At 67.5% G+C, this 17,636-nt stretch carries 17 protein-coding genes; 14 read left to right on the plus strand and 3 right to left on the minus strand.

The window, feature by feature from the left end:
* Positions 1–140 precede the first annotated feature (140 nt).
* The 14 genes from nth to rnt all read left to right on the plus strand — a co-directional run bounded on the left by nth (position 141) and on the right by rnt (position 12,249).
* Positions 141–776 carry an endonuclease III gene (gene nth, locus RYM47_RS17775; RefSeq protein ID WP_315389657.1) on the plus strand — a complete coding sequence of 212 codons (636 nt, stop codon included), beginning with the start codon at positions 141–143 and terminating at the stop codon, positions 774–776.
* Positions 777–956: 180 nt separating this feature from the next.
* Positions 957–2,168, plus strand: a complete 1,212-nt coding sequence (locus tag RYM47_RS17780) for an OprO/OprP family phosphate-selective porin (protein WP_315389658.1) — start codon at positions 957–959, stop codon at positions 2,166–2,168.
* 192 nt (positions 2,169–2,360) lie between these two features.
* Entirely contained in the window at positions 2,361–3,380 is a 1,020-nt protein-coding gene (gene pstS, locus RYM47_RS17785; protein ID WP_315389660.1) for a phosphate ABC transporter substrate-binding protein PstS, read from the plus strand.
* 248 nt (positions 3,381–3,628) lie between these two features.
* Positions 3,629–4,720: a phosphate ABC transporter substrate-binding protein PstS gene (pstS, locus tag RYM47_RS17790; protein ID WP_315389661.1), complete on the plus strand. Its 1,092-nt coding sequence runs from the start codon at positions 3,629–3,631 to the stop codon at positions 4,718–4,720.
* Positions 4,721–4,802: 82 nt separating this feature from the next.
* Complete coding sequence (pstC, locus tag RYM47_RS17795; RefSeq protein ID WP_197579631.1) at positions 4,803–5,771, plus strand: phosphate ABC transporter permease subunit PstC; 969 nt, start codon at positions 4,803–4,805, stop codon at positions 5,769–5,771.
* Positions 5,771–6,634 (plus strand): phosphate ABC transporter permease PstA, encoded by an 864-nt coding sequence (gene pstA, locus RYM47_RS17800; protein ID WP_032127902.1) that lies wholly within the window; start codon positions 5,771–5,773, stop codon positions 6,632–6,634. Before pstC ends, pstA begins: the two co-directional genes overlap by 1 nt.
* A gap of 19 nt (positions 6,635–6,653) precedes the next feature.
* Positions 6,654–7,484, plus strand: a complete 831-nt coding sequence (pstB, locus tag RYM47_RS17805; RefSeq protein ID WP_315389710.1) for a phosphate ABC transporter ATP-binding protein PstB — start codon at positions 6,654–6,656, stop codon at positions 7,482–7,484.
* Positions 7,485–7,543: 59 nt separating this feature from the next.
* The gene (gene phoU, locus RYM47_RS17810) at positions 7,544–8,248 is read left to right on the plus strand and encodes a phosphate signaling complex protein PhoU (RefSeq protein ID WP_315389676.1); all 705 of its coding nucleotides are present in this window, start codon (positions 7,544–7,546) and stop codon (positions 8,246–8,248) included.
* 182 nt (positions 8,249–8,430) lie between these two features.
* Positions 8,431–8,940 carry a sigma-70 family RNA polymerase sigma factor gene (locus RYM47_RS17815; protein WP_315389677.1) on the plus strand — a complete coding sequence of 170 codons (510 nt, stop codon included), beginning with the start codon at positions 8,431–8,433 and terminating at the stop codon, positions 8,938–8,940.
* Between the two features lie 79 nt (positions 8,941–9,019).
* Positions 9,020–9,364: a hypothetical protein gene (locus tag RYM47_RS17820; protein WP_070208076.1), complete on the plus strand. Its 345-nt coding sequence runs from the start codon at positions 9,020–9,022 to the stop codon at positions 9,362–9,364.
* A gap of 13 nt (positions 9,365–9,377) precedes the next feature.
* A complete protein-coding gene (locus RYM47_RS17825; RefSeq protein WP_315389680.1) occupies positions 9,378–10,235 on the plus strand; it encodes a DUF692 domain-containing protein in 858 nt (285 codons plus the stop codon).
* A complete protein-coding gene (locus RYM47_RS17830; protein ID WP_315389682.1) occupies positions 10,232–10,984 on the plus strand; it encodes a putative DNA-binding domain-containing protein in 753 nt (250 codons plus the stop codon). The genes RYM47_RS17825 and RYM47_RS17830 overlap by 4 nt, the downstream gene beginning before the upstream one ends.
* A 77-nt stretch (positions 10,985–11,061) precedes the next feature.
* Complete coding sequence (locus RYM47_RS17835; protein ID WP_315389683.1) at positions 11,062–11,577, plus strand: DoxX family protein; 516 nt, start codon at positions 11,062–11,064, stop codon at positions 11,575–11,577.
* Between the two features lie 84 nt (positions 11,578–11,661).
* On the plus strand, positions 11,662–12,249 hold the full coding sequence (rnt, locus tag RYM47_RS17840) for a ribonuclease T (protein ID WP_315389712.1): 588 nt from the start codon (positions 11,662–11,664) through the stop codon (positions 12,247–12,249).
* Positions 12,250–12,346: 97 nt separating this feature from the next.
* On the opposite strand, the gene RYM47_RS17845 is transcribed toward rnt, so the two are convergent.
* The 3 genes from RYM47_RS17845 to RYM47_RS17855 form a co-directional block, all read right to left on the minus strand.
* A complete protein-coding gene (locus RYM47_RS17845; protein WP_315389685.1) occupies positions 12,347–15,373 on the minus strand; it encodes a two-component regulator propeller domain-containing protein in 3,027 nt (1,008 codons plus the stop codon).
* 120 nt (positions 15,374–15,493) lie between these two features.
* Positions 15,494–16,900, minus strand: a complete 1,407-nt coding sequence (locus tag RYM47_RS17850) for an ATP-binding protein (protein ID WP_315389687.1) — start codon at positions 16,898–16,900, stop codon at positions 15,494–15,496.
* Positions 16,897–17,622, minus strand: a complete 726-nt coding sequence (locus tag RYM47_RS17855) for a response regulator transcription factor (protein WP_070208081.1) — start codon at positions 17,620–17,622, stop codon at positions 16,897–16,899. Before RYM47_RS17855 ends, RYM47_RS17850 begins: the two co-directional genes overlap by 4 nt.
* Between the last annotated feature and the right edge of the window lie 14 nt (positions 17,623–17,636).

Raw genomic sequence — 17,636 nt, forward strand, 5'->3', positions numbered from 1 at the left:
CCCGCCCCCGAACTGAAACCGGCCCTGCCGCCCGCCGCCGCTGCGATCCTCGCGCGCGCCAAGGCCAAGGCCGCTGGAAAACTTTCCTGATGCCAGCTGCTGCAAAAACCGCACCGAGGGCTGCACCGCGCAGCGCGCGCATGCCCAGGGCCGACGTGGTGGAAATGTTCACCCGTCTGCGCGAACTCAATCCGCATCCCAAAACAGAATTGGAGTACAGCACGCCGTTCGAACTGCTGGTGGCGGTGGCGCTGTCGGCACAGGCCACCGATGTCGGCGTCAACAAAGCCACGCGCAAACTGTTCCCGGTGGCCAATACGCCGCAGGCGATCCTGGCACTGGGCGAAGACGGGCTGAAGAAATACATCGCCACCATCGGCCTCTTCAATGCCAAGGCGAAGAATGTCATTGCGGCCTGCCGGCTGCTGATCGAACAGCATGGCGGCGAGGTCCCGCGCGACCGCGCCGCGCTGGAGGCCCTGCCCGGGGTCGGCCGCAAGACCGCCAACGTGGTGCTCAACACCGCCTTCGGCGAGCCGGTGATGGCGGTGGACACGCACATCTTCCGGGTCGCCAACCGCACCGGCCTGGCGCCGGGCAAGGACGTGCGCGCGGTCGAGGATGGTCTGGTGAAGGCGATTCCCGCCGAGTTCCTGCTCGACGCCCACCATTGGCTGATCCTGCACGGCCGCTACGTATGCAAGGCGCGCAAGCCGGACTGCCCGCAGTGCGTGATCCGCGACCTGTGCCGGTTCAAGCAGAAAACCGCCGCCTGAGCCTTACTTCGACTGCCATCTGGACGCAACCGGGCAGTCATCTGTTTCAGGCAGCGTGGGCAACCCCAGCTGCCATCGGGCCCGGGCCTGGGGTCGCTTTGTCTGAAACTGTCATATTTACGCAATCTTCACTTATTAGCCTGCGCAGCATCTTCCCACCTGCCTGCAAGGCTCCTTTCCATGAAACTGCATCGCCAACTCCTCACTGCGGCCGTGGCTGCTGCGCTGTTCGTGCCGGCCGCCCACGCTGAAGTGGCCATCGACGTGATCGGCGGCTCGGAGATCACCTTCGAAGGCCTGGTCCAGGCCGACGGCAACTGGTTCGACAACGATGTGACCGATCTCAACGGTGGCGATGCCGCCAACGGCAAGGACAGCGAGTTCGAGCTGCGCCGCGCCGAGCTGGTGCTCAAGGGCAAGGGCCCGGGCAACGTGGAATGGGTGGTCGGTTATGACGCCAAGGCCGACAAGTTCCTGGACACCAACGTGAAGTACAAGCTGGCTGGCAACGCCAACCACTTCGTGCAGCTGGGCCAGTTCAAGCAGCCCAACAGCCTGGAAGAACTGTCCAGCACCAAGAACAACGACTTCATCTCCAAGGCGGCGGTCACCAACACCTACGCCGTGGCCCGTCGCCTCGGTGGTGCCTACAGCTTCGGCGACAACAACTGGTCGGTCACCGCCAGCGCCTTCGGCCGCGAGCTGACCCGCAACCTGGCCCACGGCAGCGGCTACGGCGCGCGTGGTACCTGGGCGCCGATCAACGAGAAGGGCCAGGTCCTGCACTTCGGCCTGAGCTACGTCGACTACGACACCGACGCCGACACCCTGCGCGTGCGTGCCCGTCCGAACGCCGACCTGGCCACCGCGCGCCTGGTCGACAGCGGCAACATGACCGATACCGACCGGGTCAAGACCATCGGTGCTGAAGCGATGTACATCGGCGGCCCGTTCAAGGCCCAGGCCGAGTACTACACCAGCGAAGCCAAGCGCATGACGCGCGACAACTACACCAGCGACGGTTTCTACGTCAGCGGCCTGTGGAACATCACCGGCGAGAGCTGGGGCTACAAGGGCGGCACCCCGACCACCGGCCTGCCGGACGAGCCGGGCCGCGGCATGTGGCAGCTGGGCGCCCGCTACGACTCGATGAACCTCGACGACGGCCATCTGAACGCCAATCCGGTTGCCGGTCGCCCGCCGATCGTGGACGGCGTGCTCGGCGGCAAGATGGATATCTGGACCGTGGGCGTGAACTACTACTGGCGCTCCAACACCAAGTTCGCACTGAACTACGTGATGGTGGACAGCAAGAAGTACAGCTCGACCAGCCGTACCTTCGTCAATGACGATCCGAACATCCTGGAAGCGCGCCTGCAGTTCTTCTGGTAAGTCGTACGTCACCTCGGTAATGGAAAGGGCGCAGCTTGGGCTGCGCCCTTTTTCATTTTCGTCTGGCTGAAGACGCCAGGACCACGTGGTAACAGTTCCGTCATATGACAGTCGCTGGCCTGTCATTGAACCGTTATGCAATAGGCACCGGGCGGGAAACCCCGCACCATCATCCATCCCAGGAGCCACCCCGTGATCCACGCCTTCAAGTCGCGCGCCGCTGTTGCCGTCCTCGCCGCGTCGTCCGTGTTCGCCGCCAATGCCGCCGATGTGACCGGCGCGGGCGCATCGTTCATTTACCCGGTCATGTCCAAGTGGTCGGCCGACTACAGCACCGCGACCGGCAAGAAGGTCAACTACCAGTCGATCGGCTCCGGCGGTGGTATCGCCCAGATCAAGGCCGCCACGGTCGACTTCGGTTCGTCCGACGCCCCGCTGAAGCCGGAAGAGCTGGCCTCGGCCGGCCTGGCCCAGTTCCCGTCGGTGATCGGCGGCGTGGTGCCGGTGATCAACGTGGCTGGCGTTGCCCCGGGCGCGCTGAAGCTGGACGGCCCGACCCTGGCCAACATCTTCCTGGGCAAGATCAAGACCTGGAACGACCCGGCGATCACCGCGCTGAACCCCGGCGTCAAGCTGCCCGACGGCAAGATCACCGTCGTGCACCGCTCGGACGGTTCGGGCACCACCTTCAACTTCGTCAACTACCTCTCCAAGGTCAACCCGGAGTGGAAGAGCAAGGTCGGCGAAGGCACCTCGGTCCAGTGGCCGGTCGGCATCGGTGGCAAGGGCAACGAAGGCGTTGCCGCCTACGTGAAGCAGATCAAGGGCGGCATCGGCTACGTCGAACTGTCCTACGCCCTGCAGAACAAGATGTCCTACGCCGCGATGAAGAACGCGTCGGGCAAGGTCGTGCTGCCGAGCGACGAGTCGTTCGCCGCCGCCGCCGCCAGCGCCGACTGGGCCAACGCCAAGGACTTCTACCTGGTCATGACCAACGCCCCGGGCGCCGAAGCGTGGCCGATCACCGCCACCAACTTCATCCTGGTCCGCAAGCAGCCGAAGAACGTCAACAGCGCCAAGGCCACCCAGGAGTTCTTCCGCTGGATCTACAAGAGCGGCGACGCCCAGGCCAAGCAGCTGGACTACGTGCCGCTGCCGGACGCCCTGGTCAAGCAGATCGAGACCTACTGGTCGCAGAACCTGAAGTACTGATCCACCCGTTTCACCCAGGCAAAGGTGTCGCCAGGTCCTCTCTCCCCCTGGCGGCACCTCTCCGGCGCGGATCTGCTGATCCGCGCTTTTTTATTGGCCGCCCTGCCCCGCCCCGGGGCCCGCCAGGCCTTGTCCTGCGGGGGTTTAACGTGCCCTCTGTCACGACGTCATCAAGCTGTAACAAAAACATCATTTCATAGCAGCGTCAGCCGGCCAGCCCGGCACCCCATCCCGCTACGGAGTGACGCATGAAACTGCATTCGGCCAGCTTTGCCGCCCTTTCCCTGGCCATCGCGCTGGGCCTGTCCGCCTGCAAGCCGGCCGCTGAAGGCCAGGCCACGGCCCCGGCCGCAGATGCCCCCGCCGCTGCCCCGGCTGCCGGCGACAAGGTGACCGCCGAGATCTCCGGCGCCGGTGCTTCCTTCATCTTCCCGTTGGTGTCCAAGTGGTCGGCCGACTACAACGCCGCCACCGGCGCCAAGATCAACTACCAGTCGATCGGTTCGGGTGGCGGTATCGCCCAGATCAAGGCCGGCACCGTCGACTTCGGTTCCTCCGACAAGCCGCTGTCCAGCGAAGAGCTGGCCCAGGCCGGCCTCGGCCAGTTCCCGTCCGCCATCGGCGGCGTGGTCCCGGTGGTCAACATCGAGGGCCTGGAAGCCGGCAAGCTGCGCCTCAGCGGCGCCCTGCTGGCCGACATCTTCCTGGGCAAGGTCAAGACCTGGAACGACCCCGCCATCGTCGCCGCCAACCCGGGCGTGAAGCTGCCGGAAGGCAAGATCACCCTGGTCCACCGTTCGGACGGTTCGGGCACCACCTTCAACTTCTCCAACTACCTGTCCAAGGTCAGCCCGGAGTGGAAGAGCAAGGTCGGCGAAGGCACCTCGGTGCAGTGGCCGGACGGCGTCGGTGGCAAGGGCAACGAAGGCGTTGCTTCCTACGTGAAGCAGATCAAGGGCTCCATCGGCTACGTCGAACTGGCCTACGCCCTGCAGAACGGCATGCCGTACACCGCCATGCAGAACGCGGCCGGCAACTGGGTCGCGCCGAGCGCGGAAACCTTCGCCGCCGCGGCCGCCAGCGCCGACTGGGCCAGCGCCAAGGACTTCAACCTGGTCATCACCAACGCTCCGGGCGAGCAGGCGTGGCCGATCACCGCCACCAACTTCATGCTGATGCAGAAGCAGCCGAAGGACGCCAAGCGCAACCAGGACACCCTGGCCTTCTTCAAGTGGGCCTTCGAGAACGGCCAGGCCCAGGCCAACGAGCTGCACTACGTGCCGCTGCCTGCCGAACTGGTCAAGCAGATCGAGGCCTACTGGGCGACCGACCTGAAGTGATGGACACGACGGTGCCCGCCCCGCGCGGGCACCGCCTCTTCCACGCCGTGCCGCCCCGCCCCTTCCTGGCCCTGCCGTCCCCATGAATGCCATCGCCCAGCCTGTAGCAGCCCCGTCCACGCGTGATACGCGTGATGCCCGCAACGACAAACTGTTCCGATGGGTGCTGGTCGGCACCGTCATCTTCGTCCTGATCGCCCTGGCCTGCGCCGCACTGTCGATGCTGTGGGGCGGCCGTCATGCCCTGCAGATGCAGGGCCTGAGCTTCTTCTTCTCCGCTGACTGGAATCCGGTCGAAAACAAGTTCGGCGCTCTCGCCCCGATCTACGGCACCCTGGTCACCGCGCTCATCGCGATGGTCATCGCCGTGCCGGTCAGCTTCGGCATCGCCTTCTTCCTCACCGAAGTCGCGCCGCGCTGGCTGCGTGGTCCGATCGGTACCGCCATCGAACTACTGGCCGGCATTCCCTCGATCATCTACGGCATGTGGGGCCTGTTCGTGCTGGTGCCGGTGATGACCGAGTACGTCACCCCGTTCCTCAACGAAACCCTGGGCGAGATGCCGATCATCGGCCCGCTGTTCCAGGGCCCGCCGCTCGGCATCGGCATGCTCACCGCCGGTTTCGTGCTGGCCATCATGGTCATTCCGTTCATCTCCTCGGTGATGCGCGAAGTGTTCCTGACCGTGCCGACCCGACTGAAGGAATCGGCCTATGCGCTGGGTTCCACCAAGTGGGAAGTGAGCTGGGACATCGTCCTGCCCTACACCCGCTCGGCGGTGATCGGCGGCATCTTCCTCGGCCTCGGCCGCGCTCTGGGCGAGACGATGGCGGTGGCGTTCGTTATCGGCAACAGCGTGCGCCTGTCGCCGTCGCTGCTGGAACCGGGCACCACCATCGCCGCGCTGATCGCCAATGATTTCGGCGAAGCCACTGAAACCTACCGCTCGGCCCTGCTGCTGCTCGGCTTCGTCCTCTTCATCGTCACCTTCGTGGTGCTGGCCATCGCCCGCCTGATGCTGATGCGCCTGTCCCGCAAGGAGGGCAACTGATGTCCACCACCGCTGATTCGCTGTACCTTCGCCGCCGCATCGGCAACGTCGTTGCGATCACCGCTTCCTGCGCCACCGCGCTGTTCGGCCTGTTCTTCCTTGGCTGGATCCTGTTCACCCTGGCCTCAAAAGGCCTGGCCGGCATCAACTGGGATCTGTTCACCAAGATGACGCCGCCACCGATGCAGGAAGGCGGCCTTGCCAACGCCTTCTTCGGCAGTGCCGTGATGTGTGCGCTGGCGATCGGCATCGGCACCCCGCTGGGCGTGCTGGCCGGTACCTGGCTGGCCGAGTACGGCAACGCCCGCAAGGCCGGCACCGTGGTCCGCTTCGTCAACGACATCCTGCTGTCGGCCCCGTCCATCGTGCTCGGCCTGTTCGTCTACACCCTGTACGTGATGCAGACCGGCGGCAACTTCTCGGCGTTCGCCGGTGCCCTGTCGCTGGCCTTCATCGTGCTGCCGGTGGTGGTGCGCACCACCGACGAGATGCTGCGCCTGGTGCCCTCGCAGATGCGTGAAGCGGCCCTGTCGCTGGGCATCCCGCAGTGGAAGGTGATCGTGCAGGTGCTGTACCGCAGTGCCTCGGCCGGCATCATCACCGGCATCCTGCTGGCGCTGGCCCGCATCTCCGGCGAGACCGCGCCGCTGCTGTTCACCGCCTTCGGCAACCAGTACTGGAACAACAACATCTTCCAGCCGATGGCCTCCGTGCCGGTGGTGATGAACCAGTTCGCCGGCAGCCCGTATGAATCCTGGCAGGTCCTGGCCTGGGCCGGTGCCCTGGTGCTGACTGTCTTCGTGTTGCTGGTCAGCCTTGCCGCCCGCGGCATCCTGCTGCGCAACCGTATCTCCCATGACTGACCTTTCCGTGGATAACGCCATGAACGACCTTTCCAACGCCGTGCCGATGCAGCGCATCGCCGTGCCGTCCTCGCACGAGAGCCTGCACACGCCGTCGCCGGTGAAGCTGGCTGCGCGTGGACTGGACTTCTACTACGACAAGTTCCACGCCCTGAAGGGCATCAACCTGGAGATTCCGGAAAAGCGCGTGACCGCGCTGATCGGTCCCTCCGGTTGCGGCAAGTCGACCCTGCTGCGCATCTTCAACCGCATCTACGCGCTGTACCCGAAGCTGGAAGCGCGCGGTGAAGTGCTGCTGGACGGCGAGAACATCCTGTCGCCGAAGTACCCGATGAACCGCCTGCGCAGCAAGGTCGGCATGGTGTTCCAGAAGCCGGTGCCGTTCCCGATGACCATCTTCGAGAACGTCGCCTACGGCATCCGCCACCACGAGAAGCTCAACAAGGCGGACATGAACGACCGCGTCGAGCATGCGCTGCGCCAGGGTGCGCTGTGGGACGAAGTGAAGGACAAGCTCAACCAGAGCGCGCTCGGCCTCTCCGGTGGCCAGCAGCAGCGTCTGTGCATCGCGCGTGCCGTGGCCCTGCGCCCGGACGTGCTGCTGCTCGACGAGCCGACCTCGGCGCTGGACCCGATCTCCACCAGCCGCATCGAGCAGCTGGTCGAAGAGCTCAAGCATGACTACACCATCGTGATCGTCACCCACAACATGCAGCAGGCCGCGCGTGTGTCCGACTACACCGCCTTCATGTACCTGGGCGACCTGATCGAACACGACCGCACCGAAGTGATCTTCTCGCAGCCGAACAAGCAGCAGACCGAGGATTACATCACCGGCCGGTTCGGTTGATCTTTCCCCGCACATCCAGATAAACCAGCCGGGCCGACCCCGGCACCACGGGAATCACAATGAACATTCCGAACGACCACATCGTCAAGAGCTACGACGAAGAACAGCAGCGGCTGGTGGCCGAAATCGTGCGCATGGGCGAAATGTCCGTGGCGCAGCTGGAGGCGGCGCTGGACGTGATCGAACGCCGCGACGACAACGCCGCGGCACGCATCATTGCCAACGACGAGGCGATCGACAGCCTGGAACAGCAGATCAGCCATGACGTGATGCGCCTTGCCCTGCGCGGCCCGATGGCGCGCGACCTGCGCGAGATCCTGGCCGGCCTGCGCATTCCGGCCGACATCGAGCGTATTGGCGACTATGCCGCCAACGTGGCCAAGCGTTCGATCGCGCTCAGCAAGATGCCGCCGTTGCCGCAGATCCAGGGCCTGCGCTCGTTGGGCCGCCTTGCGGCGCAGCAGGTCCGCCGCGCCATCGAGGCCTACCGCGACAACGACGCAGAGGGCGCGCTCGCCCTGCGCGACGACGACGCGCGGCTGGATGCGCAGTACACCGCGCTGTTCCGCGAGCTGCTGACCTACATGATGGAAGACCCGCGCAACATCACCCCGTGCACCCACCTGCTGTTCATGGCCAAGAACCTGGAACGCGTGGGCGACCACGCCACCAACATCGCCGAGAACGTCTGGTTCCTGGTGCATGGCGAGCAGGCGCTGCCGCCGCGCGAGAAGCGCGACGAGACCAGCACCGAAAAGCTGTAACCCAACAGCCGCAAGGCATTCGCGGGTAACAAGGGCCGGTACGGCGTACCGGCCTTTGTTGTTTTTGTCGCGAACGGACCGACCGCGCTGAATCGCGGCTGTACCTTCCCGCACAGCCGCGCATCCAACCCGCCTACGCAGCGCTCTTATCCTGTGCCAGCCCATCAGGATCCCGTTGCCGCATGCAGAACCTCTGCCCGCTCGAACTCAGCGCCGCCCATGCCGGCGACCGCGCCGCGCTTGACCGCGTACTGCGCCATTCGCGCCAGCACCTGCGCCGCTATGCGGAATACCACTGCGTCATCAATGATGTCGAAGACGCGGTGCAGGAAAGCCTGATCACCGTGTCGCAGCGGCTGTGCGACCTGCGCCTGGTGGAGTGCTTCACCTCGTGGGCGTTCCGTATCGTCAAGCGCGAATGCAACCGGCTCAAACGCGCACGCTGCCAGTGGCGGCACGAAGAACTGCGCGAGGAGATCCTGCCGCCGACGCAGCGCGACGACGTGGCGCTGCGCCGCGACTGCGCCGCCGCGCTGGAGTCGCTGCCGGCGCATTACCGCGAAGTGATCCTGCTGCGCGACGTGGAGGGTCTCTCGATCGCCGAGCTGGCCGAACAGCTGGCCACCACCCCTGAAACCATCAAGGCCCGGCTGCACCGCGCCCGCGTCATGGCCCGCGAGTACCTGGCCTGAGCTTTCCCCGCATGCCGGCAAATCCGGCATGCTTCATTGGCACCACCCTGGCCCCCCGGCCTCTACACGGAGATATCCCATGACCCTGTCCACCAAACACGCCTCCCTGCTGGCCTGCGCCGCGCTCGCTGGCGGCCTCGGCCTGGCCGGCACCGCCTCGGCGCTGTCGATGACCGACCTGGCCCAGGGCTACGCCCTGGCCGCGCAGGCCGCGCCCAAGGCCGACGCGAAGGCGGCTGAAGGCAAATGCGGTGAAGGCAAGTGCGGCGCCGACAAGGCCAAACAGCACGGCACCGACAAGAAGGCGGCAGAAGGCAAGTGCGGCGAAGGCAAGTGCGGGGCCGACAAGGCCAAGCCCGCTCCTGCCGCGAAGAAGACCGCTGAAGGCAAGTGCGGTGAAGGCAAGTGCGGTGCCGGGCACTGACCCGCGCGCCGGCGTGAACCCCGTGGTCCTGCCGCCGCTGCCTGCGGCGGCGGTAGGACTGGGCCTGCGCCGCGCCCTGCTCGACGATCTGGAGCAGGCGCCGCCGGGCGATATCGACTTCCTCGAATGCGCACCGGAGAACTGGATCGGGCTTGGCGGGGCCCTCGGCGAGCGCCTGCAGGGGCTCGGCACGCGCTACCCGCTGACCTGCCATGGCCTGTCGCTCTCGCTGGGTGGCAGTGCGCCGCTGGACCTGGCCTTCGTCGACCGGGTCGGCCGCTTCCTGGACACCCACAAGGTGCGCCTGTACAGCGAGCACCTGAGCTACTGCAGCGACGACGGGCATCTGTACGACCTGCTGCCGCTGCCGTTCACAGAGGAGGCGGTGCGCCACACCGCCGCGCGCATCGCGCAGGTGCAGGACCGGCTGGGCCGGCGGATCGCGGTGGAGAACGTCTCGACCTACCTCACTCCGCACGCGGCGATGAGCGAGCGGGACTTCACCGTGGCCGTGCTGGAGGAAGCGGACTGCGATCTGCTGCTGGACGTCAACAACGTGTACGTCAATGCGATCAACCACGGCTTCGACCCGGTCGCGTTCATCGACGGACTTCCGGAATCGCGCGTGGCGTGCCTGCACGTGGCCGGGCACTACGATGAAGCCGACGACCTGAAGATCGACACCCATGGCAGCCCGGTGATCGACCCGGTGTGGGCACTGCTGGCGCAGGCGCGTGCCCGCTTCGGGCCGCGCCCGGCGCTGCTGGAACGCGATTTCAACTTCCCGACCTACGCCGAGCTGCGCGGGGAACTGCAGCAGATGCGGCGCATCCTGCACGGCGGGGATACGGCAGACGGAGCGGCCGCATGAGCGGGACGCTCCGCGACCAGCAATCGGGGATGACCCTGCACCTGCGCGACCCGCACGGCCAGCCCGCGCCCGCAGGGCTCGAACCGCGTCGTCTGCAGATCTACCGCGATCTGCTGTTCAACAATCTGCAGGGCCTGCTGGGCGGAAGTTTTCCGGTGCTGCTCCAGATCCTGCACCGCGACGAATGGGATGCGCTGTGCCGGCGCTATTTCGTCGAGCACCGCTGCGTGTCGCCACTGTTTACCGAGGTCGCCGGCGAGTTCGTGCAGTGGCTGCAGCAGCAGTCGTCGCTGCCGCGCCCGTTCCTGGCCGAGCTTGCGCACTACGAGTGGGTGGAACTTGCGCTGCAGTCGAGCGAGGCCGTGCCGCTGCCTGCAGGCGGGGACTTCGATCCATGGCAGGACGCCCTCGCCCGTTCGGCGTTGGCATGGCCTTTGGTTTACGCGTGGCCGGTGCAGCAGATCGGCGTTGCATTCCAGCCGGTCTCCGCGCCACCGGAGCCGACCTGCCTGCTCGCGCGGCGGGTGCCCGATGGCAGCGTCGTGTTTTCACAACTCAGCCCGCTGGCCGGGGCATTGCTGGCGCAGATGGACGACGCCGTGGCGCGCAGCGGCGCCGAACACCTGCGACAGCTGGCCGGTGCCCACGGTCTGGATGCCGCTTCCCTGGACGCACCCGGGCGTGCGCTGCTGGCGCAGCTGCACACCAGCGCGGTAATCGGTCCGGTGGCGCGCCCGACCGGCAGCTGAACCCTGCAGCCCGCGCGCGCATCGATCGTCGCGCGCCGGGCCTCTAGTTGGAACCTTCCTTCTGTCCGGAGCTTCCAATGCCACTGCCCTCCCCCCTTTCCGCACTGCGCGACCGCTTGGACGGACTCGACCGCTGGCTGGCCCCGCTCGGCCTGCGCCTGCTGCTGGCCTGGGAGTACTTCGAATCCGGGCGCGAGAAACTGCGCGGCATGAACTGGTTCGACAGCGTGCAGGCCGACTTCCCGTTGCCGTTCCGCTGGCTGCCATCGGCCGTCAACTGGCAGGCCGCGACCTGGCTGGAGCTTCTGGGCGCCGCCTGCCTGCTACTGGGGCTGGCCACCCGCACCACGGCGGCCCTGCTGATCGGACTGACCGTGGTGGCCACGGCGACGGTGCACTGGCCGGCCGAGTGGAACTCGCTTGCCGTGCTGGCGCAGGGCTATGCGATCAGCGACCAGGGATACGGCAACTTCAAGCTGCCGGTGCTGTTCATGGCCATGCTGATGCCGCTGCTGCTGCGCGGGGCCGGTCGCCTGAGCGTGGATGCCTGGCTGGCCAGGCATCGCAACGGGGCGGTCAGACCGCTCTGCTAAACTGCGTCGATGACTGACGAACTCCCCCAGACCGCCGCTGCCCCGGTGGACGCCGTAGACGTGCCCTCCCTGGGCCAACGCATGATGGCGACCCGCTTCCGTGGCTTCCTGCCGGTGGTGGTGGACGTGGAAACCGGCGGCTTCGACTGCAACCGCAATGCGCTGCTGGAGATTGCCGCGGTTCCGATCGAGATGGACGACAACGGCCTGCTCCATCCGGGGCAGACCGCCAGCGCGCACGTGATCCCGGCCGAAGGCCTGGAGATCGACCCGAAGTCGCTGGAGATCACCGGGATCATCCTCGACCACCCGTTCCGCCTGGCCAAGTCCGAGAAGGACGCGCTGGACCACATCTTCGCGCCGGTGCGTGCGGCGATGAAGAAGTACGGCTGCCAGCGCGCGATCCTGGTCGGGCACAACGCGCACTTCGACCTGGGCTTCGTCAACGCGGCTGTGAACCGGGTCGGGCACAAGCGCAACCCGTTCCATCCGTTCAGTGTGTTCGACACGGTGACCATGGCCGGTATCGCCTATGGCCAGACCGTACTGGCACGCGCAGCCGCCGCCGCCGGATTGGGCTGGGATGCGAATGAAGCGCACAGCGCGGTGTATGACACCGAGCAGACGGCGAAGCTTTTCTGCACGATTGCCAACGCGTGGCCGCGTCCTTGATCTGATATTCCGTGGGACACGCATGGCGTGTCGCTACGCGGCAATCCGGCGTAGGGACACGCCATGCGTGTCCACGCGGTGCCGGGCCACCCGCTGATCAACCAATCGCGGTGCGATCCCGGCCTTCGCTTTTTGCGCGGTACAGGGCGCGGTCGGCGCGCTGGTAGAGCAGCATCGGGGTGCGGTCGGCCGCATCCAGCTCGACCAGGCCGGCGCTGAAGGTCACCTGCAGTCCGGGCACCCCGGCCCAGTCCGGATGGTCATGGAACAGCCCGCGCAGGCGCGCGCAGACCTGCGCCGCTTCGGCCAGGCGGGTGTCGTTGAGCAGCAGGGTGAATTCCTCGCCACCGGTACGCGCCGGCATGTCCGAATCGCGGCACGCCGAGGCGATCACCCGCGCCACTTCCGCCAGCACCACGTCGCCCACGCTGTGGCTGTGCTGGTCGTTTACTTCCTTGAAGTGGTCGATGTCCAGCACCACCAGGCACAGCGGATGGCCACTGCGCTGCGAGCGGGCGAAGTCGCGCGCCAGCGCTTCATCGAAGGCGCGCCGGTTGGGCAGCCCGGTCAGCGCGTCTTCGCGGGCCTGTCGCTCGAACTGCTCGGACTGCCGCGCCAGGCGTTCGGCCAGCTGGGTCTTTTCCTCGTTCAGCGCCTGCAGGCTGGCGGTCTGCGCCTGCAGGTCGCGGGTGGCGGCATCCACGCGGCGCGCCAGACGCACGTTGCTGGCCTTGTAGCGGTTGATCAGGTAGCGGTACAGCGCCACCAACCCGGCCAGCAGCAGCAGGCCGCCGATGAACTGCACGCTGCGCCGCTGCCACAGGAACGGCTCGACCGTGAACGACCACACCGCCTCACTGCTGCCCCAGGTACCGCCGGGGTGGGCCGCACCCACGTGCAGGGTGTACTCGCCCGGCGGCAGGCCGATGAACTCCACGCTGCGCTGCTGGCCGCGCTCGATCCAGGCAGTGTCCAGCCCGTCCAGGCGGGTGCGGTAGCGGATCCGCTCGGACATCAGGTAACTCAGGCCCACGTAGCTGATGCTCAGCCGTCGCCCGCCCGGCAGGGTGTTGTGGTTGGCGCCCTGCCAGTGCAGCGGCACGCCGTCGACCAGCACCGTCTCGATCGCCGCCGGCGGTGCCAGGCGCTCACGGAAGCGCTGCAGGCGCAGCGGGTCGACCGTGCTCAGGCCACCGGCGGTGACCACCCAGAACGTGCCGTCCTGGCGCAGGATCGCCGACGGACCGGAGCTGCCGTTGGCCTGCGAGTTGGCCATGCCGTCGATTTCGTTGTAGTGCTCGACCTCGATCCGGCGCGTGCGCCCGTCGGCGACATCGTTGAGCATCGTCATGTCGGTGCGCAGCACGCCGCGGTTGCTGCTGATCCAGACGTTGCCGATGCGGTCGGGCACCAGCTGGAACACCGTGTCCACCGGCATCCCCTGCTCCAGCCCGACCCGCGCCAGTTTCCCGTCCTGGTAGCGGTACAGGCCGCGGTCGCTGCTGATCCACATCGCATCGCCGATCTGCTGGAAGCCGAACACGCTGCGCCCGCCGCCCAGCGGCGCCAGGTCGATGGCCTGCACCCGGTCGCCACGCAGCACCCGGATGCCTTCGATGGTGCCGATCCACAGGTCGCCCTCGGCGTCATGCGCCAGCGCGGTGATCAGCCCGGTCGGCATGCCCGGTACGTCCGGCACGGTCACGCCGTTGGCGTCCAGCCGGGCCACGCCCTTCTGGGTACCGGCCCACACCGCGCCGTCGCGGGCCACGCTCATCGCCCGGATGTTGCCGCCCGGCAGGCCGTCTTCGGCGCCGTACCGGCGCAGCATGCGGCCCTCTCCGTCCAGGTGCAGGATGCCGTCGCCGAACGTGCCCACCCACAGGCCGTCTGCCTTGTCCTGGACCAGGCTCAGCACCGACGGCGTCTTGCCTCCGCTGTTGCGCAGCGCTACCGGGTGGAAACGACCCTCGCTGTCGCGACGGTCCAGACCGGTGGCGCTGCCCACCCACAACTGGCGGTTGCGATCTTCGAGCACGGTGCGCACGTAGTCGCCGCTGAGCCCGTCGCGTTCGGTGAAACTGCTGAACAGCGTCTCGCGCAGGCGGTACAGGCCGCCGTTGGCGCCCACCCAGATGCTGCCTTCGGCGTCCTCACGCAGGCTGACCACGCGCCCGCCGGGCAGCGACAGGCCGGCGGGCAGGCGCTCCAGACCGTGCCGCGACAGGCGCAGCAGGCCCTGGTTCTCGGTGCCCAGCCACAGGTCGCCATGGCGATCCTGCAGCATCGACGTGATGTGGATGCCCGTGCCGAGGCTGTGCTGCAGCTGCGGCACGCCGTCCTGCATGCGGTAGATGCGCTCGCCGGCGACGATCCACAGGACCCCATCCGGGGCGCGGTAAGGCCAGACCAGCCCACGGCCGAGGCCGAAGCTCTCCGGCGCGCGGCGCAACACACCGTCGGTGCCGCGCACCACCAGGCCATCGAGCGTGCCGACCCAGACCCGGTCCTGCGCATCCACCACCAGCTTGGTGAAACTCATCGCCATCGGCACGTCGGCCGGCGGCCGTTGGTACTCGAAACGCCCTTCGCGGGTCAGGCTGCCGATGCCGTTGCCTTCGTACAGCAGCCAGAGCCGGCCGTGGCTGTCCATCTGCATGGCCTGGATCAGCACCTGCGGGGCGGGAGGCTGGTGCGGGAAGACCTGCCAGCGCCCATCGGCACTGCGCCGGGTCACGTTGCCGCGCGAGTCGCTGATCCACAGGCCGCCGTCGCGGTCGACGAACAGCGCACCGACGCCGTTGTCGCGCAGGCCCGGCCGGGTGCTGCGGTCGAACACGGTGAAATCCAGACCGTTGTAACGGACCAGCCCTTCCCAGGTGGCGAACCAGAGGTGCCCTTCCGGGGTCTGCGCGATGTCACGCAGCGAGTTGTGCGGCAGGCCGTTGCGCGAGGTCCAGACATCGATGGCGTAGTCGCGCAGCGGCGGCGGGCCGTCCTGTGCGGCGACCGTACCCGGGAGCGCGGAAAACAGGCACAGCAGCGCCAGCGCCAGGCACAGGCGCTGAAGGGTCACTGCTGCTCGTACCGGCCGCCACCGGGTCCAGCCTCCCCCTTGCCTCATCCGCAAGGATCCGACAGGGAGCTGGAAAGGAAGCCGGCCAGATTGGACGCACTCATGCGGCAACAACTGGCGGGGGATGCCCATAGTAGGCAAATCCGCGCCGCTTTGCCCGTGTCGCGCTCAGCCGGCGCGGCTGCCGGGCGGTCGCGGCGGTGCCGGCCAGTGCACGACCGCCTCCAGTCCGCCCTGCGGATGGTTGCGCAGGTGCAGGGTCGCACCGTCCTTCTCGGCCAGCGCGCGGGCGATGGTCAGGCCCAGCCCGGCCCCGCCGGTGGCCCGCGAACGCGAGGTCTCCAGCCGCACGAACGGGTCGAACACGGTCTCCAGCTCGTCCTCGGCCAGGCCGGGCCCGCGGTCGCGCACGCGGACCCGCACCCCGTCGGTGCCCTGCTCCACCCGCACCTGGGCGGTGCCGCCGTAGCTGAGTGCGTTGTCCACCAGGTTGGAGAAGAGCCGGTGCATGGCCAGCGGGCGCAGCATGAGTACCGCACCGCTGCCCTGGGCGAACTGCGCCTCGGCGCCGGCTTCCACGGCGTCCTCGACGATGCTCTCCAGCAGCGAGTCCAGGTCCAGCGCAGCGCGCGGCTCGGCGCTCTCGGCGCTGCGCGCCAGTTCCAGGCCTTCCCGGATCAGCGCCTGCATCGCAGCCAGGTCGCCGATCAGGCGCTCGCGCAGTGCTTCGTCGCCCACGTTCTCCAGGCGCAGGCGCAGCCGGGTGACCGGGGTCTGCAGGTCGTGGGTGATCGCCGCCAGCATCTGGGTGCGTTCGCCCAGGGTGCGCTGCAGGCGCTTCTGCATCGCATTGAACGCCTCGGCGGCGCGCCGGACCTCGAGCGGACCGGTCACCGGTAGTGGTTCGCGCTGCAGGTCATCGCCCAGTTCGGCAGCAGCCGACGCCAGTCGCTGCAACGGCGCGCTGGCCATGCGCGCCACCACATAGGCCAGCACCGCGATGGCGAGCACCAGCAGGGTCAGGAACAGCGGGTCGACCGCGAGGATGCCGTTGTGTGCGATCGCCGGCGATTCCAGCGACAGCGCCAGCATCGTGCCGTCGCTGAGCGGCAACTGCACCGCGCGGCATTTGGGCGGAATGAAGGCCGGGTCGCGCTCATGCGGCGGCTTGCGGCGCTGCGGCGGCGGTGGCGGCCACAGTTCCTGGGCCTTGGGAATGCAGGAACGGAATGAGGTGAAATGCACCGTGGCATGCGCGACCGGGCCGGCGCGATCCTCCAGCACCTCCATCAGCGCCGTGTCCTCGCGGCCCAGCCGCGCGCCGGCGGGCAGGCTGCGTACCGCCGGCCCGCCGACCGCCAGCAGCCGGTCGCGCAGCTCGGGATTGCCGTCGAGCATGTTGACGAAGCCCTGCAGGCGGTCGGCGATGCGGGTCAGGTTCTGGCGTTCGAATTCCTGCTGCCGCTTGGTGCTGGCCAGCATGGTGGCGCCGATCGCGGCCACGCTCATGCCCAGCAGCAGGATCACGAACAGGCGCCCGACCATCGACGCGAAGAAACGGCGCAGGCGCATCATTCCAGGGTGACCGCCGCAGCCAGCACGTAGCCTTCGTTGCGCACGGTCTTGATCAGGCCGTCGCTGCCGCCATCACCGGCCAGTTTGTTGCGCAGGCGACTGACCTGCAGGTCGATCGCACGGTCCTGCGATTCGTAGCTGCGACCACTGCTCAGCGATACCAGCTGCTCGCGCGAGAGCACCTTGTTGGCATGTCCCACGAATACCCGCAGCAAGCGGAACTCGGCGCCGGACAACACCACCACGCGCCCGTCCGGATCGACCAAGTGGCGGCTCTCCAGATCGAAGGTCCAGTGTGCGAACCGCGCCCGGCGGATCGCCAGCGGCTCGAGGTTGGCGGGCAGCGCTTCGGTCCGGCGCAGCACGTTGCGGATGCGCGCGAGCAGCTCGCGCGGTTCGAACGGCTTGCCCAGGTAATCGTCGGCGCCCATCTCCAGGCCGAGCACGCGATCGATCGGCTCGCTGCGCGCGGTGAGCATGATCACCGGCGTGCTGGAGCGCGCGCGCAGGTCGCGGCACAGGGTCAGGCCATCTTCGCGCGGCAGGTTGAGGTCGAGCACGATCAGGTCCACGTGTTCGCGTTCCAGCACCTGGCGCATGCCCTGGCCATCGCTGGCGGTGCTGACCTGGTAGCCGGCGCGACCGAGCTGTTCGGCCAGCAGCTGGCGGATGTCGTTGTCGTCATCGACGATCAGCAGGCGTTGCATCGTTGTGGTCTCCATGCGGCGATGATCCC

This window comes from uncultured Stenotrophomonas sp. (assembly GCF_963519125.1).
Lineage (GTDB): Bacteria > Pseudomonadota > Gammaproteobacteria > Xanthomonadales > Xanthomonadaceae > Stenotrophomonas.

What these genes read in the sequence shown, in the direction of transcription:
- RYM47_RS17845 (WP_315389685.1), bottom strand. Translation starts at nt 15,373, where the DNA reads ATGAGGCAAGGGGGAGGCTGGACCCGGTGGCGGCCGGTACGAGCAGCA.
- pstB (WP_315389710.1), top strand. Translation starts at nt 6,654, where the DNA reads ATGAACGACCTTTCCAACGCCGTGCCGATGCAGCGCATCGCCGTGCCG.
- pstS (WP_315389661.1), top strand. Translation starts at nt 3,629, where the DNA reads ATGAAACTGCATTCGGCCAGCTTTGCCGCCCTTTCCCTGGCCATCGCG.
- RYM47_RS17830 (WP_315389682.1), top strand. Translation starts at nt 10,232, where the DNA reads ATGAGCGGGACGCTCCGCGACCAGCAATCGGGGATGACCCTGCACCTG.
- RYM47_RS17820 (WP_070208076.1), top strand. Translation starts at nt 9,020, where the DNA reads ATGACCCTGTCCACCAAACACGCCTCCCTGCTGGCCTGCGCCGCGCTC.
- pstC (WP_197579631.1), top strand. Translation starts at nt 4,803, where the DNA reads ATGAATGCCATCGCCCAGCCTGTAGCAGCCCCGTCCACGCGTGATACG.
- rnt (WP_315389712.1), top strand. Translation starts at nt 11,662, where the DNA reads ATGGCGACCCGCTTCCGTGGCTTCCTGCCGGTGGTGGTGGACGTGGAA.
- phoU (WP_315389676.1), top strand. Translation starts at nt 7,544, where the DNA reads ATGAACATTCCGAACGACCACATCGTCAAGAGCTACGACGAAGAACAG.
- nth (WP_315389657.1), top strand. Translation starts at nt 141, where the DNA reads ATGCCCAGGGCCGACGTGGTGGAAATGTTCACCCGTCTGCGCGAACTC.
- RYM47_RS17855 (WP_070208081.1), bottom strand. Translation starts at nt 17,622, where the DNA reads ATGGAGACCACAACGATGCAACGCCTGCTGATCGTCGATGACGACAAC.
- RYM47_RS17780 (WP_315389658.1), top strand. Translation starts at nt 957, where the DNA reads ATGAAACTGCATCGCCAACTCCTCACTGCGGCCGTGGCTGCTGCGCTG.
- RYM47_RS17815 (WP_315389677.1), top strand. Translation starts at nt 8,431, where the DNA reads ATGCAGAACCTCTGCCCGCTCGAACTCAGCGCCGCCCATGCCGGCGAC.
- RYM47_RS17850 (WP_315389687.1), bottom strand. Translation starts at nt 16,900, where the DNA reads ATGATGCGCCTGCGCCGTTTCTTCGCGTCGATGGTCGGGCGCCTGTTC.
- pstA (WP_032127902.1), top strand. Translation starts at nt 5,771, where the DNA reads ATGTCCACCACCGCTGATTCGCTGTACCTTCGCCGCCGCATCGGCAAC.
- RYM47_RS17835 (WP_315389683.1), top strand. Translation starts at nt 11,062, where the DNA reads ATGCCACTGCCCTCCCCCCTTTCCGCACTGCGCGACCGCTTGGACGGA.